Here is a 20,489-nt window from a genome sequence, read left to right as displayed (position 1 = left end):
TCAACGTCACGGGGCCAGTTCGAAAGCGCATGAATGACTTCAGAATTTCTCCTGTCATTTGACTGACCCGGCCACAAAAGTAGACGCCAACCTGTTGGTTTGCATTGGAAACTGACAAGCGGCTTTTCGGCTGTCTGAGCGCCAAGGGCCGTGCTTGAGCGGTTCCGTAACGACACAGACCCAGCTCCCTCTCCCGTTGCGCGATTTCACATTTCTTTCACGAATCGCTTTGTCGCTGTAAAAAACCCTGACACAATTATTGGCAATGATTCTCAACAGCGCTTTGTTTGCTATTTAATAATCAGGAAGCCTCCATGTCGCGCCCCACCTCGCCACATCGTTTCAACCCGTCACGCAACCTCCTGTCCATGGCCATCTGCATGGCCGTCATGACCCCGGCGCTGGCCGATGAAACCCGCGAGGTGCAGGACAGCGCCCCGCCCGCCACCCTCGAACTCGGCGCGACCGCCATCACGTCCACCCAGTTGGGCAGCACCACCGAAGGCTCCGAGTCCTACACCACCGGCACCATGGCCACCGCCACCAAGCTGCCTTTGACCCTGCGCGAAACACCGCAAGCCGTCACCGTCATCACCCGCCAGCGCATGGACGATCAAGCGATGACCAGCATCAACGACGTGGTCAACGCCACGCCGGGGCTGTTCCTCGACTACTCCAACGGCCCCGGCCGACAGGCCTACAAAGCCCGGGGCTTCAACATCGACAACCTGATGTACGACGGCATTCCGAGCGGCTACGACGGCGTGAACGTCGGCTCCCAGCCGAATCTGGCGATGTTCGACCGGGTTGAAGTCGTTCGGGGCGCGACCGGTCTGGTCACCGGTGCCGGCAACCCTTCGGCGGCGATCAACCTGGTGCGCAAACGGCCATTGGCCGAGCAGCGCGTGACCCTGACCGGCGCCGCCGGGACCTGGGACAACTATCGCGGCGAGCTCGATGCTTCCAGCCCGCTCAATGACAGCGGCACCCTGCGCGGCCGGGTGGTCACGTCCTACCACGACGCCAACAGCTTCATCGATGACGTCGACGAGCAACACAACCTGTTCTACGCCGTCACCGAAGCCGATCTGAGCGACGACACCACTTTGACCCTCGGTTTCTCGCACCAAAAGGACAGGACCAACTACTTTTGGGGTTCATCAATGATCGGCCTCGACGGCCATCACCTCGACCTCCCGCGCTCGTACAACCCCGGCACTTCCTGGGAAGACAAGGATCAGGAAATCAACACCGTCTTCGCCGAGATCCGTCAGCAACTGGCCAACGACTGGAAGCTGCAGGTCAACGCCAACTATTCCGAGCAGAACGCGCTGTTCTCCGGCTCGTACCAGTCGCGCTGGGTCAACGACACCCTGGCCCGCACGGTTTACCAATCCAAGGCCGATGAAAACCAGGCCGGTCTCGACGCGTTCTTCAGCGGCCCGTTCGAAGCCTTCGGACGCAGCCATGAACTGGTGGTCGGCGCCAGCAAACGCATCTACGACCTGACCACCCACAACTACTCGCCGTACGACACCAACTGGCCGATCAACGCCGGCAAGCCGGACTTCGTCCACACCAACAACACACGTGAAGTCACCACTCAGGACGGCGTATACCTGACCACCCGCCTGAGCCTGGCCGACCCGCTGAAACTGATCCTCGGCGGACGTCTGGACTGGTACGACTACGACAACCGCGATGGCGACGGCGATTACAAAGTCACCCGCAACGTCACCCGCTATGCCGGCCTGATCTACGAGCTGGACGACCATCATTCGGTGTACGCCAGCTACAGCGACATCTTCACCCCGCAGAGCAACAAGGGCACCTCCGGTAACCCGGTCAAGCCGATCGTGGGCAAGAACTACGAGGTCGGCATCAAGGGCGAATACCTGGGCGGCGCGCTGAACGCCAGCCTCGCCGTGTTCCGCGTCGATCAGGAAAACCGCGCGGTGCAGGTGTTCGTGCCGAACTGCCCGCAGGCTTCCTGCTATGAAGCCTCCGGCGAGATCCGCAGCCAGGGTATCGACTTCGAACTGCAAGGCGCGCTCACCGACAACTGGCAGATCGGCGGCGGCTACACCTACGCCCGTACGCACACCATCAAGGATGCGGAGAACCCGCAGAACGTGAACAAGCAGTTCGACACCGACACGCCGGAGCACCTGTTCAAACTGACCACCCGCTACAACTTCCAGGGCCCGCTGGAAAAACTGCGCGTGGGCGGCAACATTTCCTGGCAGAGCCGCATGTACAACGACATCGAACTGCTCGATGGCGGCAACTACCGACTCAAGCAAGGCGCGTACGCCGTGACCGACCTGATGACCGGCTACCGGGTCAATGAAAACCTCGACCTGCAACTCAACGCCAACAACATCTTCGACCGCAAGTACTACTCCACCATCGCCAACTCCGTCAGCTACGGCGGCGACAGCTATGGCAGCCCGCGCAACATGATGTTGACAGCCAAATACACCTTCTAATTTGTCCAGGCGCAGGGACGCGCCACCCCCGCCAAGATTCCTCCCGCCACACCTACATACCAAAGCGTTAATTTCAAAAACCCATGTCTGGTGGTCAGTCGTACCCCTTTGCCCAAAGATTGCCTTCGGCCAGGGCTGCAGCCTTGCGCCGCCTGTGCAACTTCTTTAACTCAATGGGTGTTCAAAATGACTGACGAGAAAAACGGAACCACCCGTCGTGGCTTGATCACGACGGGTGCCATGGCCGCTACCCTGGCGGTGGCATTGCCGGCGCTGGCGACGCAGCAGACACCGGCATCCGCGTCAGGGGGCAGCAAAAGCGCCGGTAAAGGCAGCGATTCGGGAATGTTCACCGTCAAGGATGGCACGCAGATTTTCTACAAGGACTGGGGCCACGGCCAGCCGATCGTTTTCCACCACGGCTGGCCCCTTTCGAGTGATGACTGGGACATGCAAATGCTGTTTTTCCTCAACAAGGGCTTTCGCGTCATCGCCCATGATCGACGTGGCCATGGTCGCTCTTCGCAGACCGCCGAGGGCAACGCAATGGACACCTACGCCGCCGACGTTGCCGAGTTGATGGCGCACCTGAACATCCGCAACGCCGTGCACATCGGCCACTCCACCGGCGGCGGTGAAGTGGCGCGCTACGTGGCGCGGCATGGTCGCGGCCGGGTGGCCAAGGCCGTGCTGATCGGCGCTGTAGCGCCCATCATGCTGCGCACCGCAAAAAATCCCGGAGGCCTGCCGATGGAGGTGTTTGACGGGTTGCGCAAGGCACTCGCGCAGAATCGCAGCCAGTTTTATCGTGACTTCCCGAGCGGACCGTTCTACGGCTTCAATCGCCCAGGTGCGAAAGTGTCTGAAGCGATCGTCGAAAACTGGTGGCGTCAGGGCATGAACGGCGGGATCAAGGCGCAGTACGACTGCATCAGCGCGTTCTCCGAAACCGACTTCACCGATGACCTGAAAAACATCGATGTGCCGACCCTGGTACTGCACGGTGAAGATGACCAGATCGTGCCGATCACCAATTCGGCTCACCTCTCAATCAAATTGCTCAAGCACGGTACGCTGAAAACCTACCCCGGCCAGCCCCATGGCATGTGCACCACAAACGGCGACACCATCAACGCGGATCTTCTGGCGTTTATCAATGCGTGATTTGCCGGGGTGCCCTCCTGACGGCAAGCCACATACACCCCCTTAAAAACAAAGCTCCGATCGAGTCGGAGCTTTTTATTGGGCGAATCACACAGCCGTTGCAGTTATCTACCGGGCCATCATCAACGTCTGATCGACGGGCAACGCGGGGCGTAATTTTGGCACTACCTGCAACTCAATCGGCGTGCCAAGAAATGCCTGGCAACGCGAGCGCAGCCAACGCTGAGCGCAATCGTTGTGCGCAGCGGCACGCCAGACCATGGAAAGCTCCCGCGATGGCAGCAACAGAGGGGCCGGCTCGGCCCTGATGCCATTCACCGAGGCCATGGCCCTGGCCACGTAATCCGGAACGATGACCAGCATGTCGCTCTGCGCCAACAACCTTGGCAAGGCACTGAACTGCGGCACTGCCAGCACCACTTTGCGCCGACGTCCGAGCAGGTCCAGCGCGTGGTCGGTGTCATCCCTGGCCTTGCCCATGGACGACACGATGGCATGCGGGCGCTCGCAGAACTCATCGAGCGCCAGCAGGCCCGGGCGGGTATCCGAGCGCAGGAGCATTGGCCGGATCGACCGTAGACTCTTGCGTCGAGCGTTGGCCGGCAGATCGAGCGTAGGGCTGATGCCCAGAGAAATCTCGCCATTGAACAGCCGCTGCGACATCTGCTGCTGATCGACGCGCAGTACCACCAAGGCAATATTCGGCGCCTCGCTACGAAGCTGGCGCAGCAGTCGCGGGAGCAACGCGTATTCGACATCGTCGGACAGGCCGACCTGAAAGGTCACCTCGCTGGTAGCTGGGGCGAAGGGCTGGCAACGGCTCAACGCCGCGACAACGCCATCCAGCGCCGGCGTCAGGTTGGCGAAAATTTCCTCGGCCCGCCTTGTCGGTTCCATCACCCTCCCCGCACGAACGAACAACGGATCGTCGAAAAGCACACGCAAACGCCCCAGCGCTGCACTGATGGTCGGTTGACCGAGAAACAGTTTCTCGCCGACCCGGCTGACGTTGCGCTCATGCATCAGCGTCTCGAAGACCACCAGCAGATTGATGTCGACACGACGGAGTTCATTTCTGTTCATGAAGTTCACCACCCGGCACGCGGCCATTGAAATCGACGGAGAGCTGATAAAGGTTAAGGGCGCGCCTGCCGGACGTCTGTGGTACTTGGGGACAGCGGGATCATGCGTTAGGTGAGTGTTTTGATACTTGTGTATGAACCGTTTGAAACCGATAGCTGCATCGGGCCGCGCAAAGACCGGTGCAATGGCCGTTTTTTCGGGTTTTTTGTCCTAGCTGACGGCGTGCTGCGCCACTACGATGCTTAACCGTCTATCTACTCACGCCCACACCTGCGCAACGTGTCGCACGGCGCTATCGCCAGCGGGACCGTGTCTCTGGTCGGGCATCAACCCGCACGAGCAAACACCGGCCGCCCGGCCAAGGGATTCGCCACAACGTCACAACCTTTTGGGAAAAGAGCAATGAACAACAATCCCATCAGCAACAACCCCAGCGAGCCGGTGGTATTCATCGTCGACGACGATGCCGCGTTGCGCGAATCCCTCGGCAGCCTGTTGCGCTCCATTGGTCTGCGGGTGGAGCTATTCGGATCGGTCGCCGAGTTCATGACGTATCAACGTCCGGACACGCTGAGTTGCCTGGTACTCGACGTGCGCCTGCAAGGCAGCAGCGGGCTGGATTTCCAGAATGAACTGGCCACCGCCGGAATCAATGTGCCAATCGTGTTCATCACCGGACACGGCGATATCGCCATGACCGTGCGCGCGATGAAAGCCGGCGCAGTGGACTTCCTGACCAAACCGTTTCGCGAGCAGGACCTGATCGATGCCGTCTGCGCCGCACACTCGCGGGACAAGCAGCGTCGCGAGTCAGGGCGGCATGCCGATGAGCTGCGCGCCCGTCATGGGACGTTGACACCCCGGGAGCAGACGGTCATGGCTCTGGCGGCCTCAGGCTTGATGAACAAGCAGATCGCCGGGGAAATCGGCCTCAGTGAAATCACTGTGAAGATCCACCGGGGCCAGGCCATGCGCAAGATGGGCGCGCGCTCATTTGCCGACCTCGTGCGCATGGCCGAAGTCATCGCGGCGCTGCCTGCACATCGGTGACCGAATGAAACGATACGGTATGGCTCAAGCCGCCGTGGCTGCCCGGCACAATCAACACTCAAGTTCCGAACAACTAACACTTGGGTATATCCATTTCATACGCAGTCATATTGCAAGTGACCCAATGCAGCAGTGCCAGCGTAGAAGTCTTCGAATAAGATCTTTATTCAAATAACCATTACTCAATACAACGATTGGTGAATGACAGACAGTCGCCAACAACCGTCATGTCTGAAAAACAACTTCAGACTTTTTAACCTCTTCATTAATACGCCTTTCATAGCGTTTGCCTGCTTCATCGAAAGAACACGACCTGCCGTCCGATAGCAAAAATCTGGAAGAATAAATGTCTATCATCAAACGTCGCGCACAACTTCTTTGTTCAGACGCCTTCGCCTGGCTTTGCGCCATAGCGGTCGGCAGCATGATCTATATCACCAACGCGTACCTCGATCTGGACGTTGCGCCGACGTTGTTCTACATCACGCTGGTATTCATGTCAGCGAACATCTTCCCGGTACCGGTATTTCTTGCCGTCGCATTGGGTTGCCTCACACTGCTGACGGCCGACTTCCTGGTCGATGAAGGTTATCGCGATCACCGCAGCATCGCCGGATTCGTCAGGTGCCTGATCGCGCTGACGACCATTTCCCTTCTCGCGTTGCGCAGCAAACGCGCCACTGAAACGCTGCGGCGCAAGGAAGCGTTCTTTCTGGGCGCACAGAAACTTACCCACACCGGCAGTATCGGCTTCATCATCGATAAAAAAGTCAGCGTGTCATGGTCGCAAGAGTCGTCGCGTATTTTCGAGTATTCGCCGGACGTCACCCCGACACTGGCGCTGGTCAAGTCACGCACTCATCCCGACGACCTGCCGGTTATCGATCAGGTGCTGGAGCAGTTTGCGCGCCGGCAGGAGCTGGTCGAAGTCGAGCATCGGCTGCTCATGCCGGATGGTCGGATCAAGCACGTGCAGATGATCGCCAGCCCGTTGCCCAGACATCGCGGGCGCACGCAATACGCCGGGGCGCTGATGGATGTCACCGCCAGCAAACAGTCGGAAGAGGCGTTGTTTCACTCGCAAGCCACCCTCGCCCACGTCACGCGCCTGACTTCCATGGGCGAACTGGCCGCGTCGATTGCCCACGAAATCAATCAGCCGCTGGCAGCGGTCATCACCAGCGGCGAATCCTGCAAACGCTGGATCAACCGGCCCGAACCCAACCTGGAAGAAGCCCGCCGTTCGCTGGACCGGATCATTCAAAACTCGGTCAGGGTCTCCGATGTCATCGCCTGTATTCGAGCGTTATCGCGACACAGCGAGGTGCAGCGCAATGTCGAAGTGTTCGACGACATCGTCAGTGACTCGCTGACGCTGATGCAACATGACATCAGCTTCCATGAGGTTCGCCCGCACGCCCGACTGGGCACTCACGGTGCGCGGATCAAAGGTGACCGGGTACAACTGCAGCAAGTCATCATCAATCTGATCATCAACGCCTGCCAGGCCATGGCCAATGTGCTTGACCGCGCCCGGACGCTGCGGATCACCACCTCGATCCTGCACAACGAGGCCGTGCTTGAAATCGCCGACTCCGGCGTCGGCATTGCCGAGGACATCCTGCCTTCGCTGTTCGACCCCTTTTTCACCACCAAGCCCACCGGCCTGGGAATGGGCCTCTCGATTTGCCGTTCGATCATTGAATTCCACGGCGGCCGCATCTGGGTCAACAGCACCGAGGGCGTCGGCACGCAGTTTGTGTTTGCGATTCCATTGGCTGCGCTCGAACACGATCAATGACAACCATCCACCCCTGATGTCGCCCGGTGGCGATATGGAGACCCGCATTGTCTATCCAACGTACAAACCCCGGCGCAGAACCCGAAACCCCGGTACACGAACGAACCGTCGTGTTCGTGGCATACCCGCAAATGGGCCTGCTGGATCTGACCGGTGCGCAGACCGTTTTCTGGGCGGCGACGTGCGGACTGGCGCAACTCGGTTTGCCCGGTTATGCCTTGCACACCGCGAGCCTGCAAGGCGGGCCGGTGCAGACCGGCGAAGGCCTGGTGGTTCAAACCCGGCGGCTGGATGAGCTCGGCGACGAGCCGATCAATACGTTGATCGTTCCAGGCTCGGCGTTCATCAGCCAGGCATTGCGAGACAACGCGCCGCTGGTCGATTGGTTGCGCGCCACGTCAGCCACTGCCAACCGTACGACGTCGGTATGCAGCGGTGCTTTTTTCCTGGCTCAGGCCGGACTGCTCGACGGCCTGCGCGTGGCGACACACTGGTTGATGGCTGACATGTTCGAGCGGCTGTTCCCCAGGGTCGAGCTGGATCGCGAGGCCATCTTCGTTCACCAGGCATCGGTGTGGACCTGCGCCGGCGTCAGCGCTGGGATCGATCTGGCGCTGGCAATGGTCGAGGCCGATCACGGTCGCGAGCTGGCCATGCAGGTCGCCCGGCGCATGGTGGTGTACTACCGACGCCCGGACAACCAGAAACAGTGGAGTCCGCTGCTGCAATCACAACATTCCATCGCGCACGAGCGCTAGCCGGAGACGGTGGTCATGAACGCACCGCACAAACTGTATTTGGTCAGTCACCCGCCCTGCATCACCCGCTATGGCACGCACACATCGTTGTCCACCGCTGAGCGCGTGGAGATCATCGACGCATTGACGCAGACCCTGAGCGCGACGCTGAGCATTCTGGCGCGACTCAGACACAGCCAGCAGACAATGCGCACCGTCAGCTTTCTACCGGTGCAGACGCTGTTTCGCAGGCTGTTGAATGCCAATACCCGTTACGCCGACTTTCTCGTCACCGGCATCACCGACCTGGGCGGCCATGCCCAGCGCGACGCGCTCTACGACCTCAATGAGGCTCCCGAACCTTTATGCTTTGCCGACTGCCTTAAAGGCATTGACCGCGCCCTGAGCCGACTGCGGGCCGCCGATGCCTTGTTCCGCGACTGTCGCGCCAGCGCAATTGCCAACAACGACTGCGCCAGCCGACAACTCTTTGAAGCCTGCACTCGACATAACAGTTACTTTCTTTCGTTAATCAACAACCATTTATTTGCTGAACATTGATTAACTTTCGCAACTAACAAAAAAACCAACTAAACATACCCACGTATACTATTCCACAATTTTTGAAAGCGTATCTTGCAAGTATGGCGGGCGCGACAGACACCCGCAAAGAACGCAAGGTTTCCCATGTTCAACTCAGCTATTGTTTCAGTTGTCGATGATGACGAACTTGTTCTGGTTTCAATGGACAGTTTGTTGCGGTCTTGCGGTTATACGGTCAAGACATTCAACAGCGCTTTTGCATTTCTTGAATCGAGCGCGCCAGAGCAGACCGGGTGCCTGATCTCGGACATTCAGATGCCCGGCATGTGCGGGGTCGAAATGTACGAGGCGCTGGCGGCCAGGAAGATCCATATTCCGACGATTTTCATCACTGGCAAACCGGGCCTGCCCCCCGAGTTCAGTGCGCGGGTGAAGACGCCGGAAGGTTATTTCTCCAAACCGTTCCATACCGGGGCATTGCTGGCCTGCATCGAACAGGCGCTGATGCGCCGCCGTTGAGCGGCCCTGACGAATAACTGGATGCAGAGCCGCCGCTGCCCGACCAACAAACCTCAAAGCAAAAAAAGGCCCCGCAAGCTCATCACTTGCGGGGCCTGATTTTTATCGAGCCCGGCAGAATGCAGCCGGGCCGCCGACAGCCGATCAGTAATCCCAGAACGCTGCAATCCAGCGGAACGCATCGCCATCGACCGCCACTCGACCTACCGACGGGAACGGCAGATGGGTGGCAACAAACCACTCGCCACTCGCCGCCGCTTCGCGCATCAGACGCATGCGAACACGCACCGACTCTTCAGGATCATGCTCGAAACCGTTGTGCCATTCCGGATGCTCGAAGGCCACCGGAAACAGGGCGTCGCCAGCAAAGGTCAGGCGTTCGCCGCCCGAGTTGACGTAGACAATGCTGTGCCCCGGCGTATGCCCGCCGGTGAGTTTCACCACCACCCCCGGCGCCACTTCGTATTCATCCTCGAAGGTGCGCACCTGGCGGCGGTAATCGTTGATGAACTGATTGGCCGTCGCGCGCAGAACGTCAGGCACTGGCGCCGGCATGACGGTCTGGGTGAAGTCCGGCGTCTCCCAGAACTCGACCTCTTTTGCCGAGACGTGAATGCGCACATCCGCACGCAACCGGCTCTTCACCTCGTCGACCAGCAGACCGCCGACATGGTCCATGTGCATGTGCGTGATCACAATGTCAGTCACGCTGGCCAGATCAATGCCCGCCGCTTCCAGGCGTTTCGGCAACTGGCCGGCCCGGGGGAAGCCGGGAAACTGCCCGCCCAGCCCGGCGTCGACCAGAATGATCTGCTCGCCGCTGCGCACCACCAGCACGTTGAGTGCCCAGTCAAACGCGTCCGGCCCCAGGAACATGTCCTTGAACCAGGCGGCGCGAGCCTGCGGGTCGGCATTTGTGGACATGGTCGAGGTCGGCAGCGGCAGCACGCCGTCGCTGATCACCACCACGTCGATGTCGCCGACCTGCAGTGCGTAGCGCGATGGCACCAGCTCCTGCGCCGGAGCGAATGGCTGGCGGGTGACGGACGCCTGCCGGTCATCGGTTGCGTTGGTTTGATTGGAGTGATTCAGATACGTTGACATGGTCGCTTTCCTCTTGGCTGAGTCAAAATTTCCCGGACGAATGCCCTTGCTGGCGCAAGCGCTGAATGGCGCGCCTTGAAATCGAGTGTGCATCGCGACCACGACGTCCAACACCATACGCGGGTATAGGGCTTGAACCACATCGACCGAGTAACGCCGCTGTTGAGGTGGCAGTGGCCCATACCAATGTATATTCGCGCTCCTGCCCGCAAACACCGAAACTACGGCGCACCGGATCGCCGAAAAGCGGGCGATCATCAGGTCCCTGAGCAGTCATGAACTCTATTTTTCACCAACCCGACCCTCTCACCTGCTTGCTCGCGCAACCGCGCACGCTGGTGTTCCTGGCGTATCCGCAGATGGGCTTGCTGGACCTGACCGGCGCACAAACCGTGTTCTGGGCCGCGTCCAAGGCCATGGCCGAACGCGGCTTGCCTGGCTACGCGTTGCACACCGCCAGCCTGGACGGCGGATTGATCGCCACCGCCGAAGGGCTGTCGGTCAACACCTTGGCCCTGCGCACCTTTGACGAGACAACCATCGATACGCTGATCGTGCCCGGTGCGCCGAACATCCGTCAGGCCATGCTCGACAATGTTGCGTTGGTCGACTGGCTGCGCGCGGCGTCAGCCAAGGCCAGACGCACCGCCTCGGTGTGCAGCGGCACCTTTCTGCTGGCCCAGGCCGGGCTGCTGGAAGGCTTGCGCGCAACCACCCACTGGGGCATGTGCGACATGCTCAAGGGTGGTTTTCCGAGTGTCGATGTCGACCTTGATGCGATCTACATCCAGCAAGGCAACGTCTGGACTTCCGCCGGGGTCACCACCGGAATCGACATGGCGCTAGCGCTGGTCGAGGCCGACTGCGGCCGCGCCGTGGCGTTGAAGGTGGCGCGTGAGCTGGTGGTTTTTCTCAAACGCCCTGGCGGTCAGGCGCAGTTCAGCCAGTTGCTGCAAGCGCAGATCGACGACAGAGGCTGCTTCGAAGAATTGCACCTGTGGATCAGCGAAAACCTCGGCGACCCGCAATTGAGCGTCGAATCGCTGGCCCGACAGGCGCAAATGAGCCCGCGCAATTTCGCGCGGGTCTACAAACGCAAGATCGGCCGCACGCCGGCCAAGGCACTCGAGCTGTTTCGCCTGGAAGCGGCGCGACGAATGCTCGAAGACTCTCAGCGCAACATCGACCAGATCGCGCAGTTGTGCGGGTTTGGCGACGAAGAACGCATGCGCGACACCTTCTACCGTCACCTCTCGGTCTCGCCCCGGGAATACCGCAGCCGGTTCTCGCGCTGACGCCACACAGCGCAATGGCACCGGGCTCGCAGACGTTCAAATACTGTCGCTATACACACGTATAAGTACGCCGCCGAACCGAGCGGCGTATCGTGCGGCAATGGCGGGCGTCCTCGACGGGCTACCCGAGATCAGCCCTGGTAAAGCAATGTCCCACACCGCTGTTGTATCGGTTGTCGATGATGATGAGTCCGTGCGCATGGCGCTGGACAGCCTGTTGCGCTCGCACGGCTACACCGTGCAGTTGTACCCGAACGCGGAGGCTTTTCTGGCGATGAAGGCGCCGCCCCGCCCCGGCTGCATCATCTCGGACATCCAGATGCCCGGTCTGTCCGGCATCGAGATGTACGATGAGCTGTGCGCCCGAGGCGTGCGCATCCCGATCATTTTCATCACGGGTTACCAGGGGCGTCCGCCAAGGGTCAACGCCGCATTCCCCGAGCCCCTCGCCTATTTCCCTAAACCCTTCCCGTGCGGCGAACTCATCACCTGCATCGAAAGCGCATTCAATCGCGCCGTTTGACGGCCCTCTTTCTATACCTGTGTATACCCCACCCCATACCTAAGCATGTCGGCACTGACCCTATGTAGAAGTGTCTCGCCGCACCTTCCCCGATAGCATCTTCCCCAGCGAATCGAACCGGCTCTGCGGTTGTTCACAACCACCTGCTTCGTGCAGAGCGGCAGACGGTCACGCATCAACGGACAAGCCGTTCAACGACCAGAATTTCCACAGGAGTCATCCGATGAAACAGCACATTTTAGTGATAGGCGCAGGGTTTGGTGGAGTCTGGAGCGCCCTGAGCGCCGCACGTCTGCTGGACCAGCATGATCGTAACGACGTGCAGATCACCGTCCTCGCACCCCAGGCAGAACTGCGCATCCGTCCGCGCTTCTACGAGCCGGATGTCCACAACATGAAAGCGCCGCTGGGTGAACTGTTCGATGCCGTGGGCGTGAAATTCGTCAAAGGCATCGCCGACAACATCGACACCGCCAGCAAGCAAGTGACCTACAGCGATGCCTTCGGCACACAAGGCACGCTGAACTATGACCGACTGGTATTGGCTGCCGGCAGCCGAGTAATCCGGCCACCGCTCAAAGGCATGATCGAACACGCCTTCGATGTCGATCAGATCGAAGAAGCAGCACGCCTCGAAGCCCATATCAAGTCGTTGAAGGACCAGCCGTCGAGCGCTGCGCGTAATACCGTGGTGGTCGCCGGTGGTGGTTTTACCGGGATCGAAACCGCCACCGAAATGCCGGCCCGCCTGCGTGCCGCACTGGGTGACGATGCGCCGATCAGGGTCATCGTGGTGGATCGCGCGCCGCAAATCGCCGCGACTCTGGGTGACGGCATTCGCCCGTCCATTGTCGAAGCGTCCCGAGAGCTGGGCATTGAATGGGTAGTCGACGCCTCGGTCGCCTCGGTGGATGCCGGCGGCGTGACTTTGGCTGACGGCAAACGGATCGAGTCCAACACCGTCATCTGGACCGTTGGCTTCCGCGCCAGCCCGCTCACTGAACAGATTCCGGGCAGCCGTGATCCGCAAGGTCGCCTGCACGTCGACGGCCACTTGAAAGTGCTGGGGCACGTGGATGTCTTCGCCGCCGGCGACGTCGCTTATGCCGCCACGGATGATCTCGGAAACTACGCCGCGATGTCCTGCCAGCATGCGATCAGCCTGGGCCGTTATGCCGGCAACAATGTGGCGGCTGATCTGATCGGTGTCGCACCGGTCACCTACCGCCAGCCCAAGTACGTGACCTGCCTTGACCTCGGCGCCTGGGGCGCGGTGTTCACCGAGGGCTGGGACCGCCAATTGAAACTGGTCGGGCAAGAGGCCAAGGACCTCAAGACCCAGATCAACACCGTGTGGATCTACCCGCCTGCCGCCGATCGTGCAACCGCACTGGCCGCGGCCGACCCATTGATTCCGGTGGCCTGATCACCCGACGGTTCACACTTCCCTATCGCTGCGCATTCCCAGGCGCCCGCCACGGTTTTTTTGGCGGGCGCTTTTTTATGCAGAACTCACAAAGCGTCGGGCGGCAATAAACGGCACTCTAGCGTTGAGTCGATGGCTCCGCTGCCAGAATGTCTTCCAGAAAGTCGATGAACACATTGATACGACTGGAGCCCCGGTGATTGGGCAGATACAACGCATTGATGCAGCAGCTCGCATTACCGGGGTTGACTTCATAACCCTCCAGCAGCCGCGTCAACCGACCGGCCTCGACATCGGCGCGCACCAGCCAGTCCGCCAGCAGGGCCACCCCGCGTCCCGCCACCGCCGCTTCGCGCAGGATATCAGCGTTGTTGCTTTGCAGGCGGCCATGCACATTGAGCTGGATGGTTTCCTCGTCACCCTGGAACGTCCAGTGCTGGTGCGAACCACCGTAGTCGAAGCGCAGGCATTGATGCTCGAGCAAGTCTCGTGGATGCGCCGGCACAGCGTGACCGCTCAGGTAATCCGGACTCGCCACTACCCAGCGCTGAAAGCCGCCCACGCGCTTGCTGACGATATCGTCACTGACCACCGACGATCCCAGGCGCACCGAGACATCGATCTGCTCACTCAGCAGATCGCTGACCTGATCGCTCAACGACACACTGATTTCAAGCCCCGGATGGCGGTCGAGCAATTCCCCCAGTTGCGGTGCAATGATCTGTCGGCCGAATTCGACCGGCACACTGATGCGCAGGCGTCCCTGCGCATCGCTGCCACGGTCGGCGACCACCGCGTCGGCCTCATCGATGGCATCGAGAATGGCCACCGCTTTCTCGAAATAGGTTTGGCCGGCGACCGTCACGCTGGTGTTGCGTGTCGTGCGGTTGAGCAGGCTGGCGCCCAACTCGTGTTCCAGCCCCGCCACCTGGCGCGTCACTGAAGAGGTAGAGATGCCGAGTTTGCGTGCCGCCGAGGAATAACCACCGCAACGGACGGTTTCAACGAACATCTTCAGTGCCAGCAACTTGTCCATAAGTGGAGCCCGATCGAAAGGAAACGGTGATGATTGTGCATCACCGTTCGCCGATCGTCTTGTAGGACCGTGCTTCATCGGACTCAGCGGTGCCTGCGGTTCAGGCATCGGCCTTGCGGCTCAGGAACAGCGCCAGGGCCAGCGCCGGCAGCAACGCCACGGTCACGGCGGACAGGTTCCAGCCGAAATGCTCGTAGAGCGGACTGGCGACCAGCGATCCCAGGGCGCCGCCGACGAAGATGCTGGTCATGTACACGGCATTCAGGCGGGCCCGGCTGTGCGGATCGATGGCGTACACCTCGCGCTGGCCCAGCACCATGTTCAGTTGCACGGCGAAGTCCAGCAGCACCGCGCAAATCACCAGCCAGACATAGCCGCTGCCCGGCAGCGCGGCGATCAGCAACGAGGCTGGCGCCAGCAACAGTGCCACGAGCGTCCCGCGCCGACCGTGCCCGGCATCGGCCAGTCGCCCGGCGATCGGCGCTGCGACCGCGCCGACAGCGCCGACCAGGGCAAATATCGCCACCTGTGCCTGACTGAAACCGTGGTGCCGCATCAGCTCGATCGGTGCAAGGGTCCAGAACAGGCTGAAACTGGCGAACAGCAAGCCCTGATACAGCGACCGCTGACGCAGAACCGCGTGCCGACGGGCCAGCGCAAACACCGAGCCGATCAGCGCAGCGTACGTCGCCTGATGGCTCGGGACGCGGCGCGGCAAGGCAATCGCCATGATCAGGGCGATGACAGCCATCAGCGCCGCTGCGCTGAAAAACACACCGCGCCAGCCGAACACTTCCACCAGCAGACTCGACAGTGGCCGCGACAGCAGAATGCCCAGCAACAGGCCGCTCATGATGTTGCCCACCACCCGCCCACGGCTCGCCTCGGGCGCCAGATGCGCGGCCAACGGCACCAGAATCTGCACCGCCACCGAAGTGAGGCCGATCAGCAACGACAGGACAAGGAACATCGACGGCGAATGCGTCAGGCCGGCGCACAACAGCGTCACGCTCGCCGCGAGGGTAAAGCCCACCACCAGCCGACGGTTTTCCATCAGGTCGGCCAGCGGCACCAGCAACAGCAGGCCCAATGCATAACCGAACTGCGTGAGGGAAACGATCAGACTGGCATTGGCACTGGACAGGCCGATCTGCGGCGCGATCAGTTCGACGATCGGCTGAGCGTAATAAAGGTTGGCCACGACCGCGCCGCAGCAGAATGCCAGGAACGCGACCATCAGGCCGGAAAGAGAAGCGGATGGTTCGGCCTTGGCCGCCGCTGCCGGATTGCCCGTAAGCATGATGACACCTCGATGAGTTTGGAAAAGTGACGCCAAGGCTAAGGGCTGCTTCGGCCTTCGAGTATCCATCCCAAAGGCAATTGAGTGATGCGCCAAATGCAACGCCCCCCGGCGTTGCACTTGGCGCAACGTGCTATTGCGCGGTCCGGCAATACCCGGACGCATGCACCTTCTCTACCCTTGGGCACCTGGCGCAGAGCTTTGCATCGGCGCCCTTCCCCGGTCGTTCAAGGAGTTGTCGAAGATGCCAAATCCGTCCCTCACGCCCACCGCGTGCTTCTTGGGCAACCGCTCATGAACGGCCATTTCATGAGATCCAGAACGCTGTGGATCAGCGCAGCAGCCCTCGCGTCGATCGGGGCAATCGCGGCCCTGGCGCTGATGTGGCGGCCGGCAATTGCGCCGTTCGAGCGCCCGCAAACCTTCGACTCCGCGCAACTGCAACGCGGCGCACGAGTGGTCGAGGCTGGCGACTGTGCGGTGTGTCACACGCGACCCGGCGGCCAATACCTCGCCGGCGGACTGCCGCTGGTGACGCCGTTCGGCACCCTCTACAGCACCAACATCACTCCGGATCCACAGACCGGCATCGGCCAATGGTCGCTGCCGGCCTTCGAGCGGGCGATGCGTGAAGGGATCTCCCGCGACGGCCACTTCCTGTACCCGGCCTTCCCTTACGTTCATTACCGGCGCATGAGCCAAGACGACATCGCCGACGCCTATGCGTACCTGATGAGCGGCCCGGCCGTGGACTCGCCGCCACAACAAAACCGCATGAACTTCCCGATGAACATCCGGCCACTGGTGTCGTTCTGGAACCTGCTGTTCCTGCATGGGAAGCCGCTGATACCGCTGGCGGAGCAATCGCAGGCGTGGAATCGCGGACGTTACCTGGTCGAGGGGCCCGGTCACTGCGCGGGCTGTCATTCGCCGCTGAACCTGATCGGCGCCGAGAAGTCCGGCGAAAGCCTGGCCGGCGGCAGCGTGGATGGCTGGGACGCGCCTTCACTGCTGGGCATGGCGCACCGGGCAAACCCGTGGAGCAGCGAGCAACTGGTGAGTTACCTGCGGGCCGACGTGGTCAACGGACACGGCACGGCGGCGGGCCCGATGCGCCCGGTCAGTCTCGGTCTGGCGCGCTTGCCCGTGGAAGATGCACAGGCGATTGCCGAATACCTGCTGAGTCTGCCGGCGAAAACTGCGATCAACGAAATTCCGAGCGCCAGCGCTGAACCTGAGGATCGATCCTCTGGCGCCCTGCTGTTCGCCAGTGCCTGCGCCGGCTGCCATGCCCAAGGCGCGCCGATGCGTGACATCGACGGCCGTCCGGCTCTGGATCGCACCTCGGCGCTGCAGGCCGCCAGCCCGCGCAACTTTGTGAAAACCGTACTCGAAGGCATCCCGGCAGAACCCGGCCAACCGGGACCGGTGATGCCCTCGTTCGCCGCCAGTCTCGATAACACCCAACTCAACGCCCTGGCCGTCTACCTGCGCCATCAGGCCAACCCCGATCAACCGTGGACCGACCTTTCCGCCACCCTCGAAGCGCTACGTCAGGAGACGAAATGACTCAGATCACCCTCAACGTCAACGGATCTTCCCGGGCTCTCGAGCTGGAACCGGACATGCCGCTGCTCTATGCGCTGCGCAATCACCTGGGCCTGAACGGCGCCAAGTACGGATGTGGCCTGGGCCAATGCGGCGCCTGCACCGTCATCGTCGATGACCAACCGGTGTTTTCCTGCCTGACACCCTGCGCGGGTCTTGAGGGCAAAAAGGTGCGGACGGTCGAGAGCCTGGGAACAGCCGAACGCCCCGGCTCCCTGCAGCAAGCGTTCATCGACAAGCAGGCCGCTCAATGCGGTTACTGCATCGCCGGCATGTTGATGCGTGCGCAGGCACTGCTGGAACGCAATCCGCATCCCGACGAGCAGACCATTCGCGAACACATGGCAGGCAACCTGTGCCGCTGTGGCACGCATTTGCGCATCATCGAGGCGATCAACCTTGTCGCCCGGCAAAACGGGGGTGCGCAATGACGGCGATCAGCGAAGTCGATCAAAGTCGCCGCGCGTTCCTGCGCGGCGGCGCTCTGCTGGTGGCGTTTGCTTTGGTGCCTGTCTCGCGCCGCGCCTTGGCCGATACCGAAGTCGATACCCTCGGCACGGTCGTGCTGGCGCCGGACCTGCCCGGCAGCCTGCGCACCAACCCTTGGCTCGATGCGTGGATCCGCGTCGGCCCCGACGGCATCACCGTCTACACCGGCAAGGTCGAACTGGGCACCGGGGTCAAAACCGCGTTGCTGCAAATTGCCGCTGAACGGCTGGAGGTCTCCCCGACAGCGATCAACCTGCTCACCGCCGACACCGCACTGACGCCGAACGAAGGCTACACCGCCGGCAGCCACACGATTTTCGACAGCGGCACCGCGCTGTTCAACGCGGCGGCACAAGTGCGCGAGATGCTGCTCGAATCGGCCGGGCGCAGCTGGAACGTTGCGCCGGCACTGCTGACGACTCGCGACGGCAGCATTCTCGGCCCGACCGGCCAACGCATGTCCTACGCCGACGCCGTCCGGGATGTGGATCTGCACCGCTATGCAACGTCCGAGTCACCCTCGATGCCGCCGGCGTCATTCAAGCTCATCGGCCATTCGCTGCCACGCCTGGACATTCCGGGCAAAGTCAGCGGCGGCGCCGCGTTCGTGCAGGACATTCGCCTGCCGGGCATGCTCCATGCCCGGGTCATCCGCCCGCCGCGTCCCGGCTGCACGCTGGACGCCATCGATATTGAATCGATCAAGGCGCTGTCCGGGGTGGTGCAGGTGATTCGCGACGGCAATTATCTGGCCGTGGTCGCGCGGGACGAATGGCAAGCGATCAAAGCCATGCGTCATGGATACGCCTCGGCGCGCTGGAGCGGCGGACAGGCGATTCCCGAATCGCGCGACATCCATGCGCTCCTCAAGCGCCTGCCCTCGCGTCGTTATCCGATTAGCCATGAAGGCACCCCACAAGGCGCGACCGACAACGAATATCGCGCCCGGGTGACCAAGCAATACCTGATGCACGGTTCGATCGGTCCGTCCTGCGCCGTGGCCTGGTTCAAGGACGGCACCCTCAACGTCTGGACCCACACCCAGGGCGTGTATCCGCTGCGTGCCGGGATCGCCGAAATGCTGCGGTTGCCGCCCGAGCGCGTGCGCTGCATCCACACCGAAGGTTCCGGCTGTTACGGCCATAACGGCGCGGACGATGCAGCAGCCGACGCGGCGTTGATTGCCATGCGCGTGCCGGGCACGCCGGTGCGGGTGCAATGGATGCGCGAGCAGGAAAACCTTTGGGAGCCGTACAGCTCGGCGATGGTCACCGAAGTGCAAGCCAACCTTGACGCACAGGGTCGGCTGCAGGACTGGAACTATGAGCTGTGGACCACGCCGCACAACGAACGCATCGTCAACGCCGGGCGCTTGCTGCCCGCACGCCTGCTGGCCCGGCCGTTCGCCTCCGCACCTTCGGTGCCGATCGCTCAGCCCGAAGGCGACGGCGATCGCAACGCGGTGCCGCTGTACACCGTGGCCTCTTCGCGGATCGACATGAACTTCGTCACCGAAATGCCGTTCCGCACCTCGGCCATGCGCTCGCTGGGCGCCCACATCAACGTCTTCGCCATCGAAGCCTGCATCGACGAGCTGGCCGCCAAGGCCGGACTGGATCCGGTTGCCCTGCGCCTGGCGCACCTGACCGATCCTCGGGCACGGGCTGTTGTGGAAAAGGTTCGCGATGCCGTCGGCTGGCCGCAAAAAAGCAGTGAACCCGGCGCAGGCCTTGGCTTCGCCTTCGCGCGTTACAAAAACATCATGGGTTACTGCGCCATTGCCGTGCGTTTGCGGGTGCATCCGCAGACCGGCGAAGTGCAGATCGATCACGTCGTGACCGCAGTGGACGTGGGCCAGATCGTCAGTCCCGATGGCCTGCGTAACCAGGTCGAGGGCGGGATCGTGCAGTCCACCAGCTGGACGCTGTATGAAAAGGTCGCCTATGACGCCGGTGGCATCCGCAGCTACGACTGGAGCGGCTACCCGATCCTGCGCTTCTCGCAAGTACCCAAAAAGGTCGACGTTCACCTGCTCGACCAGCCGGGGCAACCGTTTCTGGGGGCCGCCGAAATCGTCCAGGGCCCCATGGCGGCCGCCATCGGCAACGCCGTGGCGAATGCCACCGGCCGGCGTTGGCTCAACCTTCCGCTGACCCGCTCGCAACAGCCTTCCTGAACTGCGCCACGTTGCATTTCACGCAATGCAGCGTGGCGTCGCGTGTGGATTATCAAGCACCGGACAGCCGCTTAACGTAGGGCCATCCGGTGTCGGGCCAAATGTCCCGACACCGCCCTGCCGATCCTTTTCGAAGACTGGAGAAC

At 61.6% G+C, this 20,489-nt stretch carries 17 protein-coding genes; 13 read left to right on the top strand and 4 right to left on the bottom strand.

Annotated elements, in window-relative coordinates; translation table 11 throughout:
- The first annotated feature begins 314 nt into the window (after positions 1-314).
- On the top strand, positions 315-2,489 hold the full coding sequence (locus ACODTD_RS01225; protein WP_489104338.1) for a TonB-dependent siderophore receptor: 2,175 nt from the start codon (positions 315-317) through the stop codon (positions 2,487-2,489).
- 345 nt (positions 2,490-2,834) lie between these two features.
- The gene (locus ACODTD_RS01220; protein ID WP_489104517.1) at positions 2,835-3,653 is read left to right on the top strand and encodes an alpha/beta fold hydrolase; all 819 of its coding nucleotides are present in this window, start codon (positions 2,835-2,837) and stop codon (positions 3,651-3,653) included.
- Positions 3,654-3,761: 108 nt separating this feature from the next.
- Here the strand turns inward: ACODTD_RS01220 and ACODTD_RS01215 are convergent, their stop codons facing one another.
- Positions 3,762-4,736 carry a LysR family transcriptional regulator gene (locus ACODTD_RS01215; protein WP_011333882.1) on the bottom strand — a complete coding sequence of 325 codons (975 nt, stop codon included), beginning with the start codon at positions 4,734-4,736 and terminating at the stop codon, positions 3,762-3,764.
- Positions 4,737-5,138: 402 nt separating this feature from the next.
- On the opposite strand from ACODTD_RS01215, the gene ACODTD_RS01210 reads away from it, so the two are divergent.
- From ACODTD_RS01210 to ACODTD_RS01190, 5 genes are all read left to right on the top strand, one after another.
- Positions 5,139-5,786, top strand: a complete 648-nt coding sequence (locus ACODTD_RS01210; RefSeq protein ID WP_011333881.1) for a response regulator transcription factor — start codon at positions 5,139-5,141, stop codon at positions 5,784-5,786.
- A 346-nt stretch (positions 5,787-6,132) separates the two neighbouring features.
- A complete protein-coding gene (locus tag ACODTD_RS01205; protein ID WP_011333880.1) occupies positions 6,133-7,587 on the top strand; it encodes a sensor histidine kinase in 1,455 nt (484 codons plus the stop codon).
- 47 nt (positions 7,588-7,634) lie between these two features.
- Positions 7,635-8,345, top strand: coding sequence for a GlxA family transcriptional regulator (locus ACODTD_RS01200; protein WP_489104337.1), 711 nt, complete (start codon positions 7,635-7,637; stop codon positions 8,343-8,345).
- A gap of 15 nt (positions 8,346-8,360) precedes the next feature.
- Complete coding sequence (locus ACODTD_RS01195; protein ID WP_285355371.1) at positions 8,361-8,885, top strand: hypothetical protein; 525 nt, start codon at positions 8,361-8,363, stop codon at positions 8,883-8,885.
- A 126-nt stretch (positions 8,886-9,011) separates the two neighbouring features.
- Complete coding sequence (locus ACODTD_RS01190) at positions 9,012-9,386, top strand: response regulator transcription factor (RefSeq protein WP_064381874.1); 375 nt, start codon at positions 9,012-9,014, stop codon at positions 9,384-9,386.
- Between the two features lie 144 nt (positions 9,387-9,530).
- On the opposite strand, the gene ACODTD_RS01185 is transcribed toward ACODTD_RS01190, so the two are convergent.
- Entirely contained in the window at positions 9,531-10,490 is a 960-nt protein-coding gene (locus ACODTD_RS01185; protein ID WP_011333876.1) for an MBL fold metallo-hydrolase, read from the bottom strand.
- Between the two features lie 275 nt (positions 10,491-10,765).
- Between ACODTD_RS01185 and ACODTD_RS01180 the strand changes: the two genes are divergently transcribed.
- The 3 genes from ACODTD_RS01180 (at position 10,766) to ACODTD_RS01170 (ending at position 13,734) form a co-directional block, all read left to right on the top strand.
- Positions 10,766-11,785: a GlxA family transcriptional regulator gene (locus ACODTD_RS01180; RefSeq protein ID WP_011333875.1), complete on the top strand. Its 1,020-nt coding sequence runs from the start codon at positions 10,766-10,768 to the stop codon at positions 11,783-11,785.
- A 148-nt stretch (positions 11,786-11,933) separates the two neighbouring features.
- Positions 11,934-12,308 (top strand): response regulator transcription factor, encoded by a 375-nt coding sequence (locus ACODTD_RS01175; protein WP_041475244.1) that lies wholly within the window; start codon positions 11,934-11,936, stop codon positions 12,306-12,308.
- A gap of 223 nt (positions 12,309-12,531) precedes the next feature.
- Positions 12,532-13,734: an NAD(P)/FAD-dependent oxidoreductase gene (locus ACODTD_RS01170; RefSeq protein ID WP_011333873.1), complete on the top strand. Its 1,203-nt coding sequence runs from the start codon at positions 12,532-12,534 to the stop codon at positions 13,732-13,734.
- A gap of 118 nt (positions 13,735-13,852) precedes the next feature.
- Here the strand turns inward: ACODTD_RS01170 and ACODTD_RS01165 are convergent, their stop codons facing one another.
- Both ACODTD_RS01165 and ACODTD_RS01160 read right to left on the bottom strand, forming a co-directional pair.
- On the bottom strand, positions 13,853-14,770 hold the full coding sequence (locus tag ACODTD_RS01165; protein WP_285355362.1) for a LysR family transcriptional regulator: 918 nt from the start codon (positions 14,768-14,770) through the stop codon (positions 13,853-13,855).
- 100 nt (positions 14,771-14,870) lie between these two features.
- The gene (locus tag ACODTD_RS01160) at positions 14,871-16,070 is read right to left on the bottom strand and encodes an MFS transporter (RefSeq protein ID WP_489104336.1); all 1,200 of its coding nucleotides are present in this window, start codon (positions 16,068-16,070) and stop codon (positions 14,871-14,873) included.
- A gap of 309 nt (positions 16,071-16,379) precedes the next feature.
- Between ACODTD_RS01160 and ACODTD_RS01155 the strand changes: the two genes are divergently transcribed.
- The 3 genes from ACODTD_RS01155 to ACODTD_RS01145 are packed head-to-tail and all read left to right on the top strand — an operon-like array spanning position 16,380 to position 20,343.
- Positions 16,380-17,639, top strand: coding sequence for a c-type cytochrome (locus tag ACODTD_RS01155; protein WP_489104335.1), 1,260 nt, complete (start codon positions 16,380-16,382; stop codon positions 17,637-17,639).
- Positions 17,636-18,109: a (2Fe-2S)-binding protein gene (locus ACODTD_RS01150; protein ID WP_221614836.1), complete on the top strand. Its 474-nt coding sequence runs from the start codon at positions 17,636-17,638 to the stop codon at positions 18,107-18,109. Before ACODTD_RS01155 ends, ACODTD_RS01150 begins: the two co-directional genes overlap by 4 nt.
- Positions 18,106-20,343, top strand: coding sequence for a xanthine dehydrogenase family protein molybdopterin-binding subunit (locus ACODTD_RS01145; protein ID WP_489104334.1), 2,238 nt, complete (start codon positions 18,106-18,108; stop codon positions 20,341-20,343). Before ACODTD_RS01150 ends, ACODTD_RS01145 begins: the two co-directional genes overlap by 4 nt.
- The last annotated feature ends 146 nt before the right edge of the window (positions 20,344-20,489 follow it).

The sequence above is a fragment of the Pseudomonas sp. FG35 genome (genome assembly GCF_057809295.1).
This window is presented reverse-complemented; position numbering and strand designations above follow the sequence as displayed.